General features: G+C 39.2%; 19 protein-coding genes. 5 read left to right on the forward strand and 14 right to left on the reverse strand.

The features are described 5' to 3' along the window. Nucleotides 1-384, forward strand: a 384-nt coding sequence (locus tag EWM59_RS25650) for a transposase (RefSeq protein ID WP_130019702.1), incomplete at its 5' end; no start/stop codon positions are given. Between the two features lie 259 nt (nt 385-643). Here the strand turns inward: EWM59_RS25650 and EWM59_RS25655 are convergent. The 8 genes from EWM59_RS25655 to EWM59_RS25690 form a co-directional block, all read right to left on the reverse strand. Continuing rightward, a complete protein-coding gene (locus EWM59_RS25655; protein ID WP_130024087.1) occupies nt 644-1,807 on the reverse strand; it encodes a tail fiber domain-containing protein in 1,164 nt (387 codons plus the stop codon). A 164-nt stretch (nt 1,808-1,971) separates the two neighbouring features. After that, a complete protein-coding gene (locus EWM59_RS25660; protein ID WP_130024088.1) occupies nt 1,972-2,439 on the reverse strand; it encodes an SMI1/KNR4 family protein in 468 nt (155 codons plus the stop codon). A gap of 18 nt (nt 2,440-2,457) precedes the next feature. Then, complete coding sequence (locus EWM59_RS25665) at nt 2,458-3,285, reverse strand: DUF6438 domain-containing protein (protein ID WP_130024089.1); 828 nt, start codon at nt 3,283-3,285, stop codon at nt 2,458-2,460. A gap of 148 nt (nt 3,286-3,433) precedes the next feature. Then, nucleotides 3,434-3,841: a VOC family protein gene (locus EWM59_RS25670; protein WP_130024090.1), complete on the reverse strand. Its 408-nt coding sequence runs from the start codon at nt 3,839-3,841 to the stop codon at nt 3,434-3,436. A gap of 136 nt (nt 3,842-3,977) precedes the next feature. After that, a complete protein-coding gene (locus tag EWM59_RS25675) occupies nt 3,978-4,352 on the reverse strand; it encodes a hypothetical protein (RefSeq protein WP_130024091.1) in 375 nt (124 codons plus the stop codon). A 30-nt stretch (nt 4,353-4,382) separates the two neighbouring features. Further along, complete coding sequence (locus EWM59_RS25680) at nt 4,383-4,709, reverse strand: DMT family transporter (protein ID WP_130024092.1); 327 nt, start codon at nt 4,707-4,709, stop codon at nt 4,383-4,385. A 106-nt stretch (nt 4,710-4,815) separates the two neighbouring features. Then, nucleotides 4,816-5,421, reverse strand: a complete 606-nt coding sequence (locus tag EWM59_RS25685; RefSeq protein WP_229239432.1) for a Crp/Fnr family transcriptional regulator — start codon at nt 5,419-5,421, stop codon at nt 4,816-4,818. Between the two features lie 230 nt (nt 5,422-5,651). After that, complete coding sequence (locus EWM59_RS25690) at nt 5,652-7,361, reverse strand: DNA polymerase/3'-5' exonuclease PolX (RefSeq protein WP_130024093.1); 1,710 nt, start codon at nt 7,359-7,361, stop codon at nt 5,652-5,654. Nucleotides 7,362-7,448: 87 nt separating this feature from the next. Here EWM59_RS25690 and EWM59_RS25695 point away from each other — a divergent pair, with 87 nt between their 5' ends. Continuing rightward, complete coding sequence (locus EWM59_RS25695) at nt 7,449-7,841, forward strand: DUF2141 domain-containing protein (RefSeq protein WP_130024094.1); 393 nt, start codon at nt 7,449-7,451, stop codon at nt 7,839-7,841. A 103-nt stretch (nt 7,842-7,944) separates the two neighbouring features. On the opposite strand, the gene EWM59_RS25700 is transcribed toward EWM59_RS25695, so the two are convergent. The 6 genes from EWM59_RS25700 to EWM59_RS25725 form a co-directional block, all read right to left on the reverse strand. Next, nucleotides 7,945-8,739, reverse strand: coding sequence for a thymidylate synthase (locus EWM59_RS25700; RefSeq protein WP_130024095.1), 795 nt, complete (start codon nt 8,737-8,739; stop codon nt 7,945-7,947). Nucleotides 8,740-9,129: 390 nt separating this feature from the next. Beyond that, nucleotides 9,130-11,391, reverse strand: a complete 2,262-nt coding sequence (locus EWM59_RS25705) for an acyl-CoA dehydrogenase family protein (protein WP_130024096.1) — start codon at nt 11,389-11,391, stop codon at nt 9,130-9,132. Nucleotides 11,392-11,887: 496 nt separating this feature from the next. Beyond that, nucleotides 11,888-12,364 (reverse strand): YdeI/OmpD-associated family protein, encoded by a 477-nt coding sequence (locus EWM59_RS25710; RefSeq protein ID WP_130024097.1) that lies wholly within the window; start codon nt 12,362-12,364, stop codon nt 11,888-11,890. Further along, complete coding sequence (locus EWM59_RS25715) at nt 12,364-12,720, reverse strand: TfoX/Sxy family protein (protein ID WP_130024098.1); 357 nt, start codon at nt 12,718-12,720, stop codon at nt 12,364-12,366. Before EWM59_RS25715 ends, EWM59_RS25710 begins: the two co-directional genes overlap by 1 nt. Before the next feature lie 509 nt (nt 12,721-13,229). Continuing rightward, a complete protein-coding gene (locus EWM59_RS25720; protein WP_130024099.1) occupies nt 13,230-13,445 on the reverse strand; it encodes a hypothetical protein in 216 nt (71 codons plus the stop codon). Between the two features lie 178 nt (nt 13,446-13,623). Continuing rightward, a complete protein-coding gene (locus EWM59_RS25725) occupies nt 13,624-14,046 on the reverse strand; it encodes an OsmC family protein (RefSeq protein WP_130024100.1) in 423 nt (140 codons plus the stop codon). 423 nt (nt 14,047-14,469) lie between these two features. Between EWM59_RS25725 and gatA the strand changes: the two genes are divergently transcribed. From gatA to EWM59_RS25740, 3 genes are all read left to right on the forward strand, one after another. Beyond that, nucleotides 14,470-15,891: an Asp-tRNA(Asn)/Glu-tRNA(Gln) amidotransferase subunit GatA gene (gatA, locus tag EWM59_RS25730; RefSeq protein WP_130024101.1), complete on the forward strand. Its 1,422-nt coding sequence runs from the start codon at nt 14,470-14,472 to the stop codon at nt 15,889-15,891. Nucleotides 15,892-16,056: 165 nt separating this feature from the next. Next, nucleotides 16,057-17,595 (forward strand): lytic transglycosylase domain-containing protein, encoded by a 1,539-nt coding sequence (locus EWM59_RS25735; protein WP_130024102.1) that lies wholly within the window; start codon nt 16,057-16,059, stop codon nt 17,593-17,595. A gap of 289 nt (nt 17,596-17,884) precedes the next feature. Beyond that, a complete protein-coding gene (locus tag EWM59_RS25740; protein WP_130024103.1) occupies nt 17,885-19,564 on the forward strand; it encodes a glycosyltransferase family protein in 1,680 nt (559 codons plus the stop codon). The last annotated feature ends 86 nt before the right edge of the window (nt 19,565-19,650 follow it).

Genomic DNA, 19,650 nt, shown 5'->3' on the forward strand with positions numbered 1-19,650 from the left:
TCAGTCTATCAAGCTCCCAATAGTATTATTGGTGAAGAGAACTTGCTTGTTCTTGAAGAGAAATGGCGTAAATTGTACCCTAAGGCGGTTGAGCCCTGGATTAATAATTGGGAAAGGTTATCTGTCTTTTTTCAATATTCCCCAGCCATTAGAAAAATTGTATATACAACCAATACCATTGAGGCATATCATAGGCAGATTCGTAAACTGACCAAGACTAAGGGTGCATTTACCTCTGATAATGCTTTGCTAAAATTGGCTTTTCTATCCATTATGAACATGGATAAACTCTGGAATAAGAAGGTTTTTAGCTGGAAAGAGATTTTATCAGAAATCAGTATTATTTTCGCTGATAGAATCGCTGATGAAGATTTCGAGTTATAAACTCTGGTTGAAAAAACCAGAATTTATAACTCGCTCTAATTACTCCTACATGACACAGTTTAGAAAATACTCCCTCAGTCAGTGTGTCAGCCGTTCTTAGAACGGCATTTACTAAACATTAATAAATTAACTTGGTGTTGACTTCAATAACTATTGGTTTAATAGAAAAGCTGTTCTAAGAACAGCAGACACACTGACTAAATTAAAATTTAGCCAAACGTTTCTTATCTATCAGCCATTCCTATCACAACCTAACCACTTACTTTCCCTTCATCAGCATCTTCTTCAATTCATTCATTTCATTTCTCAGCAATTGTACTTCCTTTTCAAGCGTCTGGATTTTGCTTTGTTGCTTATCTATGATACTTTGCTGCTCCTGAATCCCCTTAACAGCCAGTACACCTATACGGGCATAATCCATGAAATAGCGTTGCTCGCCTTTTTCATCTACGCCATCATATATAAGTTCGGGGAAATACTGTAAAACTTCCTGCGCAAGTAAACCTACCTCTGCTTTAGCTGAATGGTGTACCTGATAAGATTTAATACCAATTTTTAACAGATTAGTCAGTGTAGGGCTATAATTCTTGATATTATGTTTCAGGCGTATATCTGAAGCAGGCGTGTACGCCCCTGTTGAGGGATTGAATGAACCTCTGATAATTCCGTTGGCCATTAAAAGTAAAGAACCATTGGTATTACTTGTCCATAATGTCCAGTTATTAAGGTTTGGACCTGTGTTGACAATTCTTAAACCAGACATGCCCACAACGCCACCGTCGCCATGTCTCACCTCTAATTCGGCATGAGGGTCGGTAGTATAATTTCCGGTATAGGGCGTACGCTTTTCTGCAATCAATCCTGCCCCAAGACCTGATGTATCAAATTTTCGGATATGGGCCCCTGTGCCTGTACCCAGATGGTCGATGAATAAGCCATTTGCCGCATTAGTAGCATTATTGAGACGAATCAGGATACCTCTACCAATCCCCGAATGATTCAGTTCTAAAACAGGGGCAACATTATCTGCGGCTATACTGTGCAGGAAACCCGCAGAACCACTATTAGATAATCCTACAATACCTGAACTCCCGTTAGAATATCCTGTTAAACCGCTCGAATTGCTTGATTCGCCATACACGCCGATACCATTGCCTGATATACCAAAAACGCCATAACCTAATCCGCCATGAGAACCATATACCCCCATTCCGTATCCCTCTGCGCCAAGATGCTCACCTCTTACAGCAGCATTAAAGGTGTTACTTGTACTATTGGTCATCACACCTTTTATAGCTGAAGCATTATTACCTGTATTGTTGCTATAAACCTCACCTGAAGTAGGAAGAACAGTAGCAGATTGGGCATGAGCCATCTGATAAACACCTATGACTAAGCAAAAAATAAGTAGAGTTGTTTTCATAAATAATAGCGTATTATATATATGTTTTTACAAAAATTACTAATTCGCTACTATTCAACTATTTTTTTTTCAATTATTTACTAAATGGTTAATTTTCAGGAGAGAATGAAGTAATTCTTCTTATATTGAGATGTATAATTGCTTGCTTAATCTGGTTTTACTTTCTAAATTTTAATAGTCCCATTCAACCACCATTCTATAAATTTTTCAAGGCTTGGTTCTACCCACTCACGGCTATCATTTTCGTGATTCCAGACAAAAATATCGTTGCGGTCGAAATTCCCGTTCAATGTTATAAAACCAAATAAATCTCCGTTACCAGCATCAGCCACAAAAAGAAGTTGCTCAAATGACATATACAAATCTTTAAAATGTGGGCTATCTCGAAATTCCTTATTTGTTTCAATAACTCTATTTATCGGCCAAATAAGTTCTCCGATTTTTACATTATCCAGATATTCTTCAATTCCATTTGATTGCTTGTATAGTCCGACTAATTCTTCAGGCAATTCATTGAGTTTGAAGCTATCTTGTAATTCTTTCAGTTCGTTATCTGTTGCGGGTGAATTGAACTGAAAAGAAGTTAGTAAGTTGAGGGAGTCAAGGTTTGATATAAAGGCTTTCCAGTTCATAGTTTATTTAGTTCAATCTTACTCTTTCCAATCAATAGTATCCCGCCAGTTAAACATTTTTTTGTATAAAAGTCTTAAGCCAAATGTGCCTATACCTCCGTAATCATAGATGTATTTTTTTGTGTTATTATAGATGATGTCGGTATAAATTGGCTGGTCGTCTGTCCAGTTGACTGCATATTTATCATTGAGTTCCGGTATATTCAGGTACTTCAGCAAATCTATTAATTCTTCGAATTCTTTTTCAGGGATTTCTCCCCACAACATTCCTTCCTGATTATTAAATAGAATGGCATTATACCTGACGGTTCTGTTTTTATGAATAGTCATATGAAAAACAGGGCATTCGCCATAACAATCATAGGTTCTTAATCGTAAGGTATCTAACTTAAAATCTTTCACCAACTGCTGTGGTTTATCTTCAATGAAGCCGCCAAATCTGAAAATCAAAGTATCAGGTTTAGTAACAGACATTCGGCTTTGATGGATTATTATCTTTTTAGATTGATTCATAAAATCGACACCAAGCAACGAAACCCGATTAAACCCATTGTTAAAATAATGTATGTCATATTTGTTATTACTTCTATCTAATACCAGAAGCAGATAATTTCCATTAATGAATAAATCTGTCAGACCATTGTTATCAAAATCAATCTTAAAAAATCGAGGGAAACTGGTTTGAGTAGTGTCGGTAATATCTATGAGCGGATATTTTTGATAAATTTTATGTACCTTTTCACCAAGAAACTGATTCACATCTGCCGCAGTCTGCAATTGGTCTATCTCATTGGCAAAGCTTATTGAGGTTAGAAAAGTAAGTAGTAAGATTAGCAGGGCTTTCATAGTACAGCTTTTATTATACTTACCAATATACGCAATTATGTAAAATCTGTCAAACAACTTATGAGCTATTTTTCTACTATTCCAAAAATAAAAATAGTCCTGAAATAAAATTCAGGACTACTCACATTTTCAAAAGATATTATTCAAATTATGCCCAATTCAACTGCCAGTTCAGCCCATATTTATCTGATACCCAACCGAATTTTTTACTGAATCCATAGTCTCCCAATGGCATGAGCAAATTGCCACCCTCTGACAGACTATTATAAAGCGTCTCTAATTCTTCTTCTGATTCACAGTTGACATAAATAGATATAGCAGGCGTGAAATTAAATTTGTGGTCAAAGTTGCTATCTATTGCCATATAGGTTTGTCCTGCCAGAGTAAAGGTAGCGAGTTTAACTGCTCCCTCTTTTCCTCCCGGCTCATCGGCTTTGAAATATTCAATGTTTTGAATACCTGAGTCTTTGAATAATGAAACATAAAAATTGATGGCTTCTTCGGCCTTACCAAATTGCTCGCCTACGAACATGAGAAAAGTGGTGGTTTTTTGCATATTAGTTTCTTTCTTTTTGAATTAAATATTAAGATTGCGTCCAGAGTATGTGCGAGTTTGGGAATTATCATACACATTTATAATAAAACTGCTAATGCTATTTATCTATGGATGAAGTTTTAATCATTTATTCATATTATCTGCAGCTTTTTTCCCAAGAAACTACTTTCTGGTTTTTGTCAAAAGAAATAATAAAATCGCAGGGATCTAAGTAAACAATTCCTAAATTATAACCTAATTCATTATTCAATGTATCATTTTCTACATCTGAAAATTGGCCGTCGGGTGTACCAAGTAATGTTAAAATCTCATTTTTTGATAATCCTTTTTTTAGATAGTTATCTTCTAAACTGGCTAACATAAAACTTCTTATCTCAAGGTCATTTTTCCATCTAATAGAATTAAACTCATCGTCATTTTCAACAGAAAGACTTTTTAGAAGTGCATTTAACCCTAAAAAAATGCAAACTACTAATATAATTACTATTATGAGTATTTTTCTATATTTCATATAAGGCAAATATGATTGAGTTTATTTTTATTAATGCGAAATCACTTTCAAACCTATAACCGACCCCACCAAAGTCAATAAAAAGAAAATTCTCCAGAAATTAGTGGGTTCTTTGAATACAAAGATACCGATTAATACCGTTCCGATAGCTCCTATCCCCGTCCAGACGGTGTAGGCTGTGCCAATGGGTAGGTTTTGTAAGGCTTTCATCAACAATAACATACTGCTTATTAAAGCTACCACAAAACCTGCATACCACCCATAGGCTTCATTACCTGTACTTGTTCTGGCTTTGCCTAAACAGGCCGCAAAAGCTACCTCAAATAATCCTGCTGCAATTAAAACTATCCAATTCATGTCCTTTTGTAATTTATTGTACTTAAAATAGGCTACAAAAGTCCGGCTATTGGAGAGAGATTCCTTTAACAAATGTTAAAAAGCAATGGCTGTTTATGAAAGTGCATTATTTTATTTCTGCTCTGATGCGGCTTAAACTTACCTGTGTGATACCCAGATACGAGGCTATATAACCCAATGGTACTCTTTGCAGTAAGTCAGGGTAATTTTTTAGTAACGCCGCATAGCGTTCTGCTGCCGTGCTGAATTGTCGGGCAATCAGTCGTTCTTCGGTTTTTATTAATTCCTGTTCGGCAAATTTTCTACCCCAGTTGGCTATGTTTATGTCCTTATGGAAGAGTGCTTGCAGTTTGTCTGTTTGCAGTTCATAGAGTTCACAGGCTTCTAATAGCTCAATGTTTTCATAGCCGGGTTGGTTCATTACATAGCTTTTCATCGAAATAATGGTTTCCCCTTCTTTGCCAAACCAGAAGGTAATTTCATTGTCGTTCTGGTACGCATAGGCCCTGACAATCCCTTTTTTGATGAAATAGATTTTTCGTTCGATGGTATCGGCTTTTAATAACAAATGTTTCTTAGGGAAATGTACCTCAGAGATACAGGCTATCAGTTGCGCTTGTGAGGCTTCAGGGAGTGGATGAATTTGTGTGAGGATTTGTTGGATTTGCATGGGTTTGTTATTGCCAAAGGTGTGAGGTTGGTAGGTATACATCCGTTTAAAAATTATTTTTCCAAATTAGGTAGAGACGTATTGCAATACGTCCGTGCGACGTCCGCTCCATTGGCCTATATGCTAAAAATAATTATCTATCCTTTCAAAATTACCTCCTCAAATACGTTTCCATAATAGGATAGTCCTTTGGAGACGTATAGCAATACGTCTCTACCTGGTACTGCATTTTTATAAAGAACGCCTATTTCCAGCATTGAAAAAACAATTCCTTACCTCCCCTTCCTCTTTGCCAGATACGCTTCCATATCCGCAAGGCTTAAAGCGTTGAATGTCATATCTGTGGTAAGACCGCCTTTGCGGGCTACGGCTACACCATAGTGCATATCGTGGTAGCCCTCCATTTCGTGGGCATCGGGGTTGATGCTGAGCATCACGCCTTTTTCTAAGGCGTACTGAATCCATCGCCAATCTAAATCCAGGCGGTAAGGGCTGGCGTTGATTTCTATAATTACCCCATTTGCTGCACAGGCATCAATGATGAGTTTATAATCGATAGGATACCCCTGTCTGGATAAAAGCAGGCGTCCGGTAGGGTGTCCTAATATGGTTGTATAAGGGTTTTCGATGGCTCTGACGAGTCGCTCATTGGCACGGGGCTCGGTCATATTCAGGTTTGAGTGAATCGATGCCACGATGTAATCGAAACTGGCCAGCACTTCATCAGGATAATCTAATGAGCCATCGCCTAAAATATCAGATTCTATGCCTTTTAAAATTTTGAATGGTTTGCCACCCGAAGCATTCAGTTTTTTGTTGAGTTGTTCTATTTCGGCGTGTTGTTGCTGTACTTTGGTAATTAAAAGTCCCGAAGCATATTGCGCCGATTGCGAGTGATCGGCAATGCCTAAATACTCAAAACCTAATTCCTGACAATAGGTTGCCATCTGTTCCAGCGAATGGCGTCCGTCTGAATAAGTAGAGTGGTTGTGCATGATTCCTTTCAGGCTCTCCCAACTCACCAAATCCTCATTTTTGCGTGTCTGAATCCAGTCAAATGCAAAATCACCTTCACGCATTTCGGGAATAATATAAGGAATCCCATATTTTTCATACACTTCTTCTTCGCTGGCAAGTCCATCGGTTTTGCTTACTTTCAGCAAGGTTTGTCCTTTTTCATTTTTGCGTTTCAGGTGGTTGGCATCGGCTGAATAAATGAATTGTTTATGCAAAAACTGATAGGTAGCCACCCATTTGATTTCCAGACCAATTTTGTTGTCGAGGTATCGCCCTCGCCACGTAAATGGAGAAGAGGCTTTGGGGTCTTCTACAAAACTTTCGGGTAGACCGCCAAAGAAACCTCCGGCATGCGTATCCGCATTACTCACTAAAAACAATAGTGATTCTACAATTTCATTTTTTCTTCTCACTTCGCCTGATATTTCTACTCTGGCAAAGTATTTTTTCAGGTCTTCCTGTATCACTTCTGCCAATGCCTGGGCTTTATCCATGCGCAACTTGCCTGTCTGACTATTCAGAAAAGCAATAGATTGCAGAATGGACTCCTGTGTTTTGCCTCCAAACCCTTTGGTATTAGCAAGGCTGCCGTTTTCACAGGCAATTTGTAAGTCGTTAATGTTATCTATACCTACTTCTTTCCAAAGCACTTTTATCTTTTTTACCCCAATTCCCTTGATTTTAAACATATCAATGACACCCTCGGGCGTATTGGCGAGTAATTCCTGTAGTTCCTTCAGTGTGCCAGAGCTCACGATTTCCAGAATTTTGCCTGCCATCATTTTGCCTACTCCCTGAATCTGCGTTAATTGTCCGAAATCAAGGGTAGCCAAATCTCCCGTATATTTGTCGATATAAAAAACGGCATTGGTGTAGGCTCTTATTCTGAATTCGTCTGCATCGTGCAGTTCCATTAACTTTGCAGTAATTTCGAGTGTTTCTACAATATAGGAATTAGTAACCATGTGTGTTTTTTTATTAAATTGTATGCACCTATTGAACATCTCTCATTGGATGTTCTTAAAACTGAAACTCAAAGTAACTAATAAAAGATGAAAAAAATACTGTTTTTTATGCTAATTTCTGCCACAGTTCTGGCACAGAATCCGGTGTTGAAAGTAAACATCAAAGGATTTGAAAATAATAAGGGCACCTTAATGCTTGAGGTGCTTGATGCCCGCAAAAAATCACTCAAACGCCTAATGCAACCGATTGTTAATAAACAGGTGTCTGTAGAAATTAAAGACCTTTCAGCAGGGCAATATTCGGTCAGGGTTTTTCATGATGAAAATGATAACAAGAAGTTAGATACAGGTATGTTCGGGATTCCGAAAGAGGACTGGGGTATGTCGAACAATGTAAAGGCCATCATGGGACCACCTGATTTTAATGAAAGTTTATTCTGGCTGAAAGCGGATAAAACGCTGGAGATTGTGTTGAAGTGATTAACCCCACCCCTAACCCCTCCCCAACAATGTGGAGGGGGACGATAACCCATTCACCAATATTAAGGTTGCATTTATTGGGAGGAGTCTAAGACGAAATATCCTACACCGCCACCGGGGCTTTGATAGCCGGGTATGGGTCGTATTCTTCTAATTTGAAATCTTCGTATTTAAAATCGAAGATGCTCTTTACGGCTGGATTTATCCACATTTTAGGTAGTTTACGTGGTTCTCTTGAGAGTTGTAACTCTACCTGCTCCAGATGATTTGAGTAAATATGGGTATCGCCGCCTGTCCAGATAAATTCGTATGGTTCTAAGCCACATTCCTGTGCTATCATCATGGTCAGTAAGGCATAAGAGGCAATATTGAAAGGTACGCCTAAAAATACATCGGCACTGCGTTGGTATAGCTGGCACGACAGTTTGTTATCTGCTACATAAAACTGAAAAAGCGCATGACAGGGCATCAATGCCATTTGAGAAAGTTCGCCCACATTCCAGGCAGAAACAATGATACGACGAGAGTCGGGAGAGTTTTTCAGTTGTTTCAGTACTTCTTTCAACTGGTCGATGGTGCTGCCGTCGGTTGTTGCCCAACTGCGCCATTGTTTGCCATATACCGGCCCAAGATTCCCGTCAGCATCTGCCCATTCGTCCCAGATAGATACATTGTTCTCTTTCAGATAGGCTGTATTGGTTTCGCCTTTAATAAACCACAGCAACTCATGAATGATAGATTTGGTATGTACTTTTTTGGTGGTAACGAGTGGAAAACCCTCTTGCAGATTGAACCGCATCTGATAGCCAAAAACGCTGATAGTGCCTGTGCCTGTGCGGTCTGTTTTCTGTGTTCCGTTTTCGAGGATATGACGTAATAAGTCCTGGTATTGTTTCATGGGAGGTTTGCCTGAGATATTTGTTTTGCAAAGGTAGTGAAATTACATAATTAGATACTATTCTTCAAATGAGCATCTTTATTAAATCTTTCTTTATTGGAAGGCTTTTACTTTTTTTACCTGAAAAAAAGTAAACAAAAAAGCAGGCATCATTTAACTCGTACAATTAAAAATCTGACAATTCATGTCCCAAATTTTAATTATTTTTCTTGATTTTTAATCGTACTCAAACAGGAAATGATGTTAAAAGGTTACCATTTTTAGTTGTTATTTTTGTACTATGCCCATTCGCAATGGATAAGATTTAGTAGAGACAATGGCATTGCCTTGTCTCCACCTTTGAATGTTAAAATCTTTCATTTTCCCTACCTACTATGCTCTCAAAACACCCTATAAAAACGCAATAGGTGCAGACAGGCATGAGTCGGGGATGTCGAATGATTGTACTAATGGTACGGCATCGGTTCTGATTTCCCAACATAGCTGGTTCACTAATTTTCTGATGGCTTTAGTTTTGGGTGCTTCCATATAGCCTTCTTCCAGAAACCAGCCTTTATTTTTTTCAATCTGCGATAAGGCAAATAATTGTTTCAGTTTGGTGAGAATGTTTTTTGTGCCTTCATCTTCCGTTTGCGTTACAGTTGCCTGAAACTGTTCAAGCATCAGACGGTCGAGATAGGCTTGCGCAACATCAATCATCTGATGTTGTGCCACGTTAAAGGCATCGTAAGAATCAAGCCCACCATCAATTAGTTTTCTCAGACGTTTGGCAGCCGAGGCTAAAATTACCTTTTCACGGTATTCAAAGGCGTTTCTGTGAAACGTATCATCTAACAAATGAGCCTCGTCGGTTTTGCGGGTAGCCATCGGGTTTTTCTGCATAATTACGGTCTTGGTCTGTTCATACACATAATTCAGCATACCCATTTTATCCATATTCTCAAAAGACTTTCTGAACTCGGCCAGGCGACTTTTGGCTACCAGTTGCATCAGCACTGTATTATCGCCTTCAAAAGTGGTATAGATTTCTGTATCGTTTTTCAGGGCATCAATCCGGTTTTCAGATAAATAGCCTTTACCGCCACAGGCCTCCCGACATTCCTGTAAAATATCTCTTGCACTCCAGGTTACATAAGATTTCATTCCGGCTGCTATGGCCTCAATTTCCTGCATTTCAGCTTCGGTACGTTGCAGAAACCGATTGGTGAGGTATTGCAAACCAAAGTGCATGGCATAGGTCTTGGCTAATAGTGGTATCAAGCGTCGCTGGTGCATCCGGTAGTTTAAAATAGGTACTTCCGAACCACCCTCAGGGCCAAACTGTCGGCGTTGGTCGCCATACCTGATAGCAATGGTCAGCCCTGATTTAGCGGCTGAAAGTGCCGAGCGTGGAATCCCGATTCTCCCTCCTACCAGTGTACCTAACATCGTAAAAAAGCGTCGGTTATCGCTCGGTATCGGACTTTCAAATTCGCCTGCCTCATTTACTGAGGCAAATCTGTCAAGCATATCTTCTTTCGGAATCACCACATTGTCAAAAACAATCGTACCATTGTCCACCCCGTTCAGCCCCATTTTGTGGCCGCAGTCTCCGATGGTAATACCTTTCAGGGTTTTTCCTTTTTTATCACGCAGGGGCACCACAAAGGCATTTACGCCATAGTCTTTGCCATCTATCATTAATTTGGCAAAAACTGTTGCCATGCGCCCGTGTGCGGCTGCATTGCCTATGTATTCTTTCTGTGCTTTCGGGTGTGGCGTATGAATAGTAAAGGTTTGATTCTCGTGGTTGTAGGTAGCCGTAGTTTCAATGCCTTTTACATTAGACCCATGATTGGTTTCGGTCATGGCAAAGCAACCGGGTATTTCTAAACTACCAATAGCTTTCAGGTATTTTTTATAATGTTTCTCTGTACCCAGAAACATCACACTCATTCCCCACAGGCCAAACTGTACACCAAATTTAATAACCAGACTCAGGTCGTGGTAGCTCAGGGTTTCCATAATGGCAAAGTAATCGGCAATGTTTTCTCCACCACCATACTTTTTCGGATACGCCATATTGCCTAAGTTTTCATCAGCTAAAATCTGACACCATTGCAATACTTTCTCACGATAGACATGAATATCGGTTGATGTTTCGTAGGCAAATTCAGGTCGACTGATAACGTCTTTTACTCTTTTAATAATATCGGCATACTCGCCATCAAGCACTTGTGTCAGTTTTTGGGTATCGAAACTGCTTGCAGTATGATGAACCGAGGTAAAGGTATTCTCAAAGGTTTTGAACTGACTGATGGCTTCTTCGCCTGCAATGCCCAGATTGAGTTCAAGATTGGTAAAAACCGATTCAAGGTCAATGATGGTTTTGTCGTTTTCAGCTAACCAGACCGAAATATCGAATATATCTTTGGCCTCGGGCAATGCCTGCAAGCCTGCTTCTATTTCAGTTTTCCATTCAGCTATCTGCTGTCTTGAGGGTGGAGTAGCAATATCAACCTTTGCCATCAGTTGCTTCTGTTCCTGCTGGCTGAGCCAGGTCTGGTCGTCAATAAATTGTTTTAGCGTACTCAGCTCTTTCTGGGTCAGCAGGTCGTCAGACCAGACTATATAAAAAAGTGGCAGAAAGGCTTTCAGTTTTGTGTTCTCCATAATGTTTGTTGTGTTTTTGATGTGGGTAAATATAGGGAATTAATTGTGAATGGTGAATTAGTGAATGGTGAATTAGTGAATGGTGAATTAGTGAATGGTGAATTAGTGAATGGTGAATTAGTGAATGCGGAAGCCGCGCGGGTGAATATGATAATTTAAGAGAGGTAGTACATAAAAGCAATTGAAAAGTCGAAAGGTTATTCTCTAAAGCATATTTCAATTATATTTTCTAATTTGGAAGGCTTTTACTTTTTTTACCTGAAAAAAAGTAAACAAGACTGGCCGTCCGCAAAAGAGGCATCATTTAAACTCGTACAATTAAAAATCTGATAATTCTTTTCTTTTTAATTATACTCTTTCAAGATTTTTAATTGTAGAATTGCCTTCCGCCTCAAACAGGGAATGATGTTTTGCGGACGGCCAGTTAAGGATACAATTTTAGTTGTTATTATATCTGTAACTTACATATCTGCATAATGACTTCAAATGGTTCTTACTACATATAGAACTTCTGGCCTTTTTCTATTTTTTCCATTGTTTTTACAATGCGTTCGGCTTTGGTTTCGTCGGTTTTGGCTGAGTAAATCCAGTTGATGAAGCCTTTTTTTTCTCCTTCCGAGTAAGTCAGAAATTTTTCATATAGTCCTGATTCATTTTGCAGACATTCTTTTAATTCATCAGGAATTTCAACGGGTAAGCCATCGGCATAGAGAATGATTCTTACTTTATCGCCTGCCTCTTTTTTTATTTTTTTTCTGATTTCAAGCCTAACCGCCAGAAACAGTTTCCCATTGCTCATGGGCATCAGGTTATAGCCTTTAATTTCAAAGCCGTCAATAGTGCCTCTGACCCTTACCCAACCAAAAGGCAAACTACTGTTCCGGGGGATTTGTGGAATTTGTGCGAACGTCCAACCGCCTTTACCTTCAAATCTTTCAAGCAGAAAATCCTCATCAATCAAAGGTATATCCATTATTTTTTCGATTTTTTAGCTAAAGGGTTAAAGTTCAGACAAAGTTGTAACCAATACTCCAGGTTCTTTTGGGATTTGAATCCGTTTTCGTTTACATAAACGTAGCCTTTCATAGATTTGCCTGTAAAATCCATTGGTATACAATTGACATTTTCCAGTGCAGCTTCATAGTCTTGCTCGCTCAGTCGGCAGAGTAATACGTCTTCCCCTGTTTTTTTGTCTGTATGTGTGGCGCAGAGCATTTTGTCGTCTATCAAAATACAAACCCCACCGAACATATTCTTTTCAGAGAAATCCAATTGTTTACTTATCAGAATTTCTCTGATGCGTTGCAATACGCTTTCATTATAAGCCATTGTTGTGTTTTAAATAGTTTGTTATAAAGATATGAATAAATCCTTCCTACGTCCAAACCGAGACAAGGATTAGGCATCCCCGCATTGCCGTTGTCTCTACTATATTATTTGCTACTAAAACTTAAAACCACGGAGGTCACAGAGTAAAATTCACGGAGTTACACAAAGTATAAATCTATCTTAGAATCAACAATTTATTACTCTGTAAACTCATTTTAGAACCAGATAGGTAAAGGCAAATATAAAATCTCTGTGTAACTCTGTGAATTTTACTTAGTGTAACCCCGTGGTTAATAGTTTCTATTCAGTTTGTCTGGTTATTTTGAATAATTTAGGATTGATATGGTGGAGACAATGGCAATGCGGGGATGCCTAATCCTTGTCTCGTTTTGGACGTAGAAAGGAATTGTTGAATTGTCAGGCAAAAAAAAGTCCTCGAACGCTTCGGGGACCATTTCTTAATAATCAAAAACAGAAAAATAATATTTTAAGGTAATATAGGTTCACAATTATTCAGTGGTCTTTTTTTCGCATGCGGCTTTGTTTTTAGCCGCCTGCTTCATTTCTTTGGCACATTCTTTTTCCATAGCCTTGTTGCAACACTTGGCTTCTTGTTTTTCTTTCTTCTTTTTAGGTTTTGTCCAATCGAGGGCGTAAGCAGAAACTCCGGCAAAAACACTTAATAGCGTAATACTAAGGACACGACGATACAATGAGGTTTTCATAGGAATAATCACGTTTATAGTTGAAAAACACGTATATTCTTGTAGTTACAAACACTATGCCAATTGTAATTTGTCGTGTAAAATTACAATTGGCCTATACTCTCCTATATGTTAACCTTTATCCTCTTTACTTTTCCGATAATTAATAAACGGACGCCTTAAAAAGTCGTGATACACCTTACTGGTTCAATGAATATGAGTGGGTGATTTCGGCTGATGGTGATAGCTGGGCTGTGGCAGAGCAGTATTTTTCCATCGAGAGCTTAATGGCTCTTTCAATTTTTTCGGGGTCAATGGTGCCTTTGAAAGCAAAATGTACATTGATTTTTCTGAAAGGTTTCATTTCTGTACCTTCTACCTGTACACGTTCGCCTTCTACCGAGATTCTTAAATCTTCAACTACCTGACGTTGTTTCTTCAATACCAGTATTACATCTATGGCTGTGCAACCGCCTAAACCCATCAATAGTAACTCCATTGGTCTTGCACCAAGGTTGTTTCCGCCAATATCAACGTTCGCATCTATATGTACGCCTACGCCTGAAACTCCTTTAGCTTCAAAATGAAAAGCATCGTCTACTCTTACTAATTCTACTTTCATATTTTTTGTTGTAATGCAGTATTAACTACGTATGTATTTTTACTAATTCAATCCCTTAAGACAGTTGCCTTTTTGTACTGGCAAGTTAGCTTATATTTATTACATAACACCTAATATGTTTACTAAAGTTTCCTTATAATAACAGGTAGTAATTGATGGCCATATACTAATACTCGAAGTATATTTCTTGGTTATTGAGTACCTGCCACGAACAAGATGTTCGCACTACATTTGGTTTACCTTTGCTTCTTTTTTCATACTGCTTTCTCCATTTCTTCTTTAATTTTTAAAAGTTTTTTAAGAAATTGCAGTTTCAAACAGTTTTCAGGCTCAACCGTTTATACATTAAACAGGCAGTTTCAGGGCTGATTTTACAGCAGATAAAGCAGGTTTCTTTAAGAAAAAGCGCAAAAACCCTACAAAATGGCGAAATACAATTCATTAAGCGAAATTCAGGAGGCGATTAGCAAACAAGAGACTTCTTGTTTGGAACTGGTAAAATATTATCTGCAAAGGATTGAAGAAAATACAAATCTGAATGTTTTTTTAGAAGTATATGCCGACGAGGCTTTGAAACGTGCAGAGGAGGTTGACAATAAAATAAAAAACAAAACAGCCGGACGCCTGGCCGGAATGGTAATAGGGGTGAAAGATGTGCTGGCATACGAAAACCACGGGCTACAGGCAGCGAGCAAAATACTTGACACTTTTGAGTCGCAGTTTACGGCAACAGCCGTGCAACGGGTGATTGACGAAGATGTAATTATTATAGGCCGACAAAACTGTGATGAATTTGCGATGGGTTCATCGAACGAAAACTCGGCCTTTGGTGTGGTGCGTAACTTTGCCGATACCTCTCGTGTACCGGGTGGCTCATCGGGGGCATCGGCAGTAGCAGTACAAGCCGATATGTGTCTGGCATCATTAGGTTCTGATACGGGTGGTTCGGTACGTCAGCCTGCGGCTTTCTGTGGTGTAATCGGGGTAAAACCTACGTATTCACGGGTATCAAGATGGGGGCTGATAGCCTACGCTTCTTCTTTCGACTGTGTGGGACCTATTACGAGAAGCATTGATGATGCCGCCCTTTTACTCGAAATTATAGCCGGGGCAGACGAATATGATACTACCGTTTCGACCAGGGAAGTACCGCCATATTCTCAGTTGATGACCCCAAAAAAACAATACCGCATTGCTTATATGCGTGAAGCTCTTGAAAGTGAAGGACTTGACGAAGAGGTGAAGCAACGAACTTTTGAGAAAATAAATTGGTTAAAAGACCAGGGGCACACAGTAGACGCTGTTGATTACCCATTGCTGAAATATCTACTTCCTACGTATTATATACTTACCACCGCTGAAGCCAGTTCTAATTTATCCCGTTTCGATGGCGTGAAATACGGTTATCGGGCCGGAGCCGATAAAATCAAGAACCTGGAAAGCCTTTATAAAAAAACCCGTGCAGAAGGATTCGGTGCAGAGGTGCGCAGACGCATTATTTTAGGCACTTTTGTACTTAGTGCAGATTATTATGATGCCTATTATACCAAAGCACAGCGGGTTCGTCGTTTAATAAAAGAATCAACAGAAAAAATCTTATCGTCATACGATTTTTTGATTTCGCCTACTACTCCTACACCGCCATTTAAAATTGGTGAAAAATCGGAGGATCAGTTGCAGATGTTCTTGGCTGATATTTTTACAGTGCAGGCAAATGTGATTGGAAATCCGTGTATTTCGATACCAAACGGCCATAATGCTGAGGGTTTACCCATTGGAATACAGGTGCTTGGCAGAAATTTTGAGGAAAGCGAAATGCTCGCGTTTGCCAGATTTTTGCAGTAATAATTGACCGTTTCGGTTTATTATTTTTTCAGAATAAATTGAAAGTATCAAAAAAAAACGTACAATTACTTGACAAACAAGCCGTTATGGATTAGTTTTGAAAAAGTTTGCTTTTCCTATATCCATAACACAAGCTAAGTCTCCTTAGCATAAGAGATTGAAATTATGACATTAATCAAGAAGTTCCTCGTTTTAACGAGCTTTATTGGCTGTGCCGGCTTTGTGTCGCAAGCCCAGTCTGTAATCCCTCAAGAAGCTATCACAGTTTCTTCAGAAGACACCCTCGCTGAACAACTTCCTGCTGTTGAAGCCTTCATTCCGTCTGCCGACGTGAGAACTGTACGTGAAGGTTTCCAGAAAATGCAAAAGACTATTCCGCTGGAATACAACGCCGCCGTTCACAGTTTTGTAGATTATTTTATCTATAAAAAGCCGAGCTTTACCAAGCGTATGCTTGAACGGAAAGACTTTTATTTCCCGATTTTTGAGAAATACCTTGCCAAGTACGAAATGCCCGACGAGCTGAAGTATTTAGCGCTTATTGAGTCGGGTCTTAATCCGAAAGCTATTTCAAGAGCCAAAGCCGTTGGGTTGTGGCAGTTTATGAAACCAACCGGACGTGAACACGGATTAAGAATTGACGAATATGTAGATGAAAGAATGGATATTGAAAAAGCAACAGATGCTGCCTGTCGCTATTTCAGACAACTCTACCGGATATTTGGCGACTGGGAACTGGTGCTTGCTTCGTACAACACAGGACCAGGCAATTTAAGAAGAGCTATTCGCCGTGCCGGAAACATTACTAACTACTGGCAGCTTCACCCTTATCTTCATAAAGATACCCGTACTTATGTACCGCAGTTCACAGCTATTATGTATATGATGCAACATGCCGGTGAATATGGTATTACAGCCGAAGATTCGTTGAAAATGGGTCCAAGAGATTTTCAGACAGTAACTATTGACGGATATGTTGATGTAGAGGCTTTTTGTAGTGCCAGCGGTATCAGTATGGATGATATTCAATTGTTTAACCCTCATTTACTGAAAGGGTATGTACCTGCCTGGAACAGAGGGCTGGAATTACGGATTCCTGCCGAAAGCCTTGCTTATTTTGAAGCCAACCGACAGATGATTCTCGATTCGGCATCGAAAGACCACGGTTCTACCATGCTGGCCAATAATAATCCGCAGACAGAAGACGGCGTAATTATCATTGGGGGCAATAATAAATATGGCTCTGCGAGAGAAGATGATGGTGGTGAAGAGGAACAGGAAGCCCATGTAAAACCTGTAAAAATTGACGATGATGTAAAAAAAATACACAAAGTAAAGAAAAGAGTGTATGTAGTTAAAAGAGGCGATGTACTGAACAAAATTGCTGACCGCTTTGATGTAGATGTGTATGACATTAAGGTATGGAACAAACTGAAATCATCAAAAATCATGAAAGGCCAGAAACTGGTAATTCTTGACGATGATAATGAAGAGGTGGCCGAAGTAGAGCGTACCATAAAAACGGAAAGAAAATCGAAGAAAGAAATAGAAAGAACCAAACCTAAGTATCATGTAGTACAAAGAGGTGATACGCTCTGGAAAATTTCTCAACGGTACGGTGGTATTTCTATCGAAAAAATCAAGAAAATGAATGGTTTGCGTTCAAACAGCGTAAAAGCCGGACAAAAACTGAAAATCAGCTAAGACTGTTTTCTGAAAAATATCTGCCAAAGCACCTGAGCAATCGGGTGTTTTTTTTTGCTTGACAGCAGCGCATAGCAGGCCAATTGTGTTTCTCTATTCCTTCCTCCTGTTCCTTTCGCAATCAATTTTATCTGCTTCAAAATGCCTTTGCGAGACAACGGATAGATGCAAAGACCCTTAAAACGCTTTTTAATAAAAAAAATTTTATTAAATCATAAAAACTTATTTTATGGCAAAGAGTTTTTATGTATATTAGGAATCCCTTTTCACATTCTTACAGCAACTGCATATGATAAACTTTGACTCTGAACCCAGATTATATCTGGCGATTTGTAATTTATTACTTGTTGCGTCTGCTCTGTTAAGCTTTTATCCGTTGATAAAAGATTCAGCCTTGAAACTAAGGTTTTTTAACTCCCTGCTTCTTACCCTGTTCGCTATTACTTTCGTTGCTTTCCGCCTGCCTGTAGTGGTTTATAATGTGGCGTTGAATCCGGACGAAAGTGTTTTTATAGTAGGAGCTATGACCCTTGCCGAAAATCCTGTGTATTGGGAGTCGGTTGATGGGTGTACCAGCGGCCCGTTTAGTTTCTATGCCCTTACTGCCTTTTGTGAGATTTTCAGACAACCTTACGATTATGTTTCTGCACGCATTGTAGGGCTTGGACTGATGATAAGTAATATGGTACTGAATTTTTTTACGCTCCGTAAGCTCTTTTCTACGGCTATCGCTGCTATTTGTATTTTTTGTGTGGTAGCCTGGCTCAGTACAAACCAGCACCCCGATTTTGTGCATTATAGCAGCGAGCATCTACCGCTTTTCCTGATTAGCGTTATGAGTTACCTGTTTGCTTTATCGGCCAAAAGCGATGAACCAAAAAAAATGCCTCTTTTCTGGCTTGGTTTTGTGGCCGGTATGGTGCCGTTTGCCAAGTTACAGGCTGCCCCTATTGCCTTTTTTATTGTATTGGTTACCTATTGGCTCATTTACCGGAAAAAGCAAAAACAATCGGCACCTTATTTAGCTGTGCTTACTTTAGGCGGGCTTTTTGTACCGTTTCTGTTGTTTTCGGCTGGTATGGTTTTTGGTTTTGCCGAAGAAATCTGGGTCTATTATATACAGCATAATCTTAGCTATGGCAGCCGGGTATCTGTGCTTGGTGGTCTTGTGCATTCTCTTGGCGACCCTATCAATGTTTTCACTAAAATCATGCTGATATTAGGGGTTTTATTGATAGCCTATCAGTTTTTTTACCAAAAGCAGTTTAGGCCTACTGCTATCAGTCTGTTTATGATGGCCTTTATTGGCAGTAGTATTTTTGCTGTATTCAAACCCGGTTTCATGTTTCATCATTACCTGTTGTTCTTAGTTTTCCCGACTGCGTTTCTGCTTGGGTATTTTCTTAACGAGTTTTCGGGTTTCAGCAATATTTATCTGAAAGGCATCACAACAGGGGTCATACTGGTAGTTGTTTTAGGGTTTACTTTGAATATTCAGGCAAAAAACATGTACGTAACTGCTCCGCAGGCGGCCAGACCAATGGCACTTTCGCCTGTAAGTAAAGAGGTATTGAAATATACTTTACCGCACGAACCCCTCGTAATATGGGGCGAATCGGGTAAGTACTATTTAGAAACCAAACTCAAACAGGGTAGCCGATGGAGCCATACGTATTGGGGCATGTATAACGATTCGCTGCAAAGACTTTTTAAACAGGCCTATGTAGAAGAACTCAGAACCAATCCTGCCCCTGTGTTTATTGATACTCATGTAAATGAGGGGTCGTTTATTGTACGCAAAGCTTGTGGTTACGAAACCGTACCGGAGCTTAAACAACTGATTGACGAAAAATACAGTTTTCTGACAGAGATTGGCCAGCAAAGGGTTTTTGTAAGAAAAGACCGGATTGCCGAAATAAGCACCAGAAACCAATTGACTGAACTAAAAGAACCCCAGGCAGCCGAATGAGTATATAATTACTATTAAAATCATATAGATACTCCTATAAAACAGCAGAGTCGCTTATGTTTGCCATTACTGACGTATAAGCGACT

The sequence above is a fragment of the Emticicia agri genome, assembly GCF_004168285.1.
Lineage (GTDB): Bacteria > Bacteroidota > Bacteroidia > Cytophagales > Spirosomataceae > Emticicia > Emticicia agri.

Coding starts and splice junctions, on each gene's coding strand:
- EWM59_RS25675 (WP_130024091.1), bottom strand. CDS start 4,352: ATGAAATATAGAAAAATACTCATAATAGTAATTATATTAGTAGTTTGC.
- EWM59_RS25735 (WP_130024102.1), top strand. CDS start 16,057: ATGACATTAATCAAGAAGTTCCTCGTTTTAACGAGCTTTATTGGCTGT.
- EWM59_RS25720 (WP_130024099.1), bottom strand. CDS start 13,445: ATGAAAACCTCATTGTATCGTCGTGTCCTTAGTATTACGCTATTAAGT.
- EWM59_RS25680 (WP_130024092.1), bottom strand. CDS start 4,709: ATGAATTGGATAGTTTTAATTGCAGCAGGATTATTTGAGGTAGCTTTT.
- EWM59_RS25670 (WP_130024090.1), bottom strand. CDS start 3,841: ATGCAAAAAACCACCACTTTTCTCATGTTCGTAGGCGAGCAATTTGGT.
- gatA (WP_130024101.1), top strand. CDS start 14,470: ATGGCGAAATACAATTCATTAAGCGAAATTCAGGAGGCGATTAGCAAA.
- EWM59_RS25705 (WP_130024096.1), bottom strand. CDS start 11,391: ATGGAGAACACAAAACTGAAAGCCTTTCTGCCACTTTTTTATATAGTC.
- EWM59_RS25700 (WP_130024095.1), bottom strand. CDS start 8,739: ATGAAACAATACCAGGACTTATTACGTCATATCCTCGAAAACGGAACA.
- EWM59_RS25655 (WP_130024087.1), bottom strand. CDS start 1,807: ATGAAAACAACTCTACTTATTTTTTGCTTAGTCATAGGTGTTTATCAG.
- EWM59_RS25715 (WP_130024098.1), bottom strand. CDS start 12,720: ATGGCTTATAATGAAAGCGTATTGCAACGCATCAGAGAAATTCTGATA.
- EWM59_RS25725 (WP_130024100.1), bottom strand. CDS start 14,046: ATGAAAGTAGAATTAGTAAGAGTAGACGATGCTTTTCATTTTGAAGCT.
- EWM59_RS25690 (WP_130024093.1), bottom strand. CDS start 7,361: ATGGTTACTAATTCCTATATTGTAGAAACACTCGAAATTACTGCAAAG.
- EWM59_RS25710 (WP_130024097.1), bottom strand. CDS start 12,364: ATGGATATACCTTTGATTGATGAGGATTTTCTGCTTGAAAGATTTGAA.
- EWM59_RS25695 (WP_130024094.1), top strand. CDS start 7,449: ATGAAAAAAATACTGTTTTTTATGCTAATTTCTGCCACAGTTCTGGCA.
- EWM59_RS25660 (WP_130024088.1), bottom strand. CDS start 2,439: ATGAACTGGAAAGCCTTTATATCAAACCTTGACTCCCTCAACTTACTA.
- EWM59_RS25665 (WP_130024089.1), bottom strand. CDS start 3,285: ATGAAAGCCCTGCTAATCTTACTACTTACTTTTCTAACCTCAATAAGC.
- EWM59_RS25740 (WP_130024103.1), top strand. CDS start 17,885: ATGATAAACTTTGACTCTGAACCCAGATTATATCTGGCGATTTGTAAT.
- EWM59_RS25685 (WP_229239432.1), bottom strand. CDS start 5,421: ATGTATACCTACCAACCTCACACCTTTGGCAATAACAAACCCATGCAA.